The sequence below is a fragment of the Paratractidigestivibacter sp. genome, from assembly GCF_052362415.1.
GTDB lineage: Bacteria > Actinomycetota > Coriobacteriia > Coriobacteriales > Atopobiaceae > Paratractidigestivibacter.
Window position 1 is genome coordinate 1 of record NZ_DAWEMK010000213.1, and the last position, 1,542, is coordinate 1,542.

Annotated in this window: 2 protein-coding genes; one reads left to right on the forward strand and one right to left on the reverse strand. The window is 65.6% G+C overall.

All coding sequences use genetic code 11. From position 1 onward, the window contains the following. Positions 1-413: 5-formyltetrahydrofolate cyclo-ligase (locus tag ACT84W_RS11045; RefSeq protein ID WP_444329261.1), on the forward strand; the 413-nt coding region annotated here is incomplete at its 5' end. Between the two features lie 169 nt (positions 414-582). Here the strand turns inward: ACT84W_RS11045 and aroQ are convergent. After that, complete coding sequence (gene aroQ, locus ACT84W_RS11050) at positions 583-1,476, reverse strand: type II 3-dehydroquinate dehydratase (protein WP_444329262.1); 894 nt, start codon at positions 1,474-1,476, stop codon at positions 583-585. Between the last annotated feature and the right edge of the window lie 66 nt (positions 1,477-1,542).

A 1,542-nucleotide genomic window follows, 5' to 3' on the forward strand; every position in this document is an offset into this window, starting at 1 on the left:
AGGTCGACACGCGCGCGGTCATCGAGTCGGCGCTCGCGCACGGCAAGCGGGTCGCGGCGCCGCGCGTCGACGCCCAGGCCCACACGATGGCGTTCTACGAGATCTTCGGTCTGGGCGACCTGGCCGAGGGGTACAAGGGCATCCTCGAGCCGAGGCCGGGCATCGGGGCGGCGCTTACGACCGAGGACCTCGTGGGCTCGGTGTGCCTCGTGCCGGGGCTCGTCTTCGACGCCGAGGGACACCGCATCGGCTACGGCGGCGGGTATTACGACAGGTTCTTGCAGTTCTACCCCGGCGACAAGGTCGCGCTCGCCCGCAGCATGATGATGAGCGGAAACCCCTTGCCTGCGGAGTCCTGCGACGTGCCCGTCGACTTCATCGTCACCGAGTCGGGCGTGTGGAGCTGCCGGTGACTCGGTAGTATTGAAATTGACAATGGGCGCGCACCTCCGAGTTGCTGCGGAGATGCGCGCCCATTTTTGTGCCAATCGGCGCGAACTTATTGGCGGCGCTGTGTGTCGTGGGCGCGCAAGGGTGTCCCAGAAAGCTGCACGCAATGACTGTCACCCAGTGTTGGTGGGGCTAGAGATCGAGCTTCTCGGCGAGGTCGAGGATGGCCTTACGGTAGCCTTGGATGCCCATGCCTGTGATGGTCTCGAAGCAGGCCTGGCGGATGTAGCTCACCTGGCGGAAGTCCTCGCGCCCGTCGACCTTCGAGATGTGGACCTCGACGATGGGCAGCTGGACGGCCTTGGCGGCGTCGAGGATGGCGATCGAGGTGTGCGTGTAGGCGCCCGGGTTGATGACGATCCCGTCATACTTGCCGTAGGCGTCCTGGATGGCGTCGACGAGGTCGCCCTCATGGTTCGACTGGTAGCAGGCGCAGCGGTCGAAGCCGGCTTCGGCGGCGGCGTCCTGGCAGAGCTGGAGGAGGTCCGAGAAGTTGTCGGTGCCGTAGATCCCCGGCTCGCGGATGCCGAGCATGTTGATGTTGGGCCCGTTGAGCACGAGGACCGACGTGGGCTCGGGTTCGGGGTAGTCGTCGCCCTTCTCGTCGAGCATCGAGACGAGGCTCTGGACCTCGGCGAGGTCGTCTTCCGACTCGTCCTCGGCCTTCGGCGCCGCCTCTGGCTCAGCACCCTTTTCTGCCTCGGGCTTCTGGTTGACGATGACGTCCATGCGGGAGGGGCCGTCCGCGCCGAAGCCCTTCTCCCTTGACTCGACGCCGGTGAGGTCCGCGATGGCGTCGTGGACGTCCTCGACCTTGCCCGGCCCGAAAACGACCTCGATGCCGCCCTTGCCGCGCTGCACGATGCCGAGGACGCCCCTCGTCGCGGTGAGCAGGTCGGTGTCGACGAGGGAGGGATCCGAGGTGCGGATCCTCAGGCGGGTCATGCAGATGTCGTTGCCCGTCACGTTCGCCTTCCCGCCGACCGCGGCGAGAACTTCCTTTGCGATGTCGAGCGCTTTGCTCACGTGATATCAAATCCTTACTTGTTTCGTCGATGGAACGTTCGGCGTGTTCGCCGACACCTGTTGAGC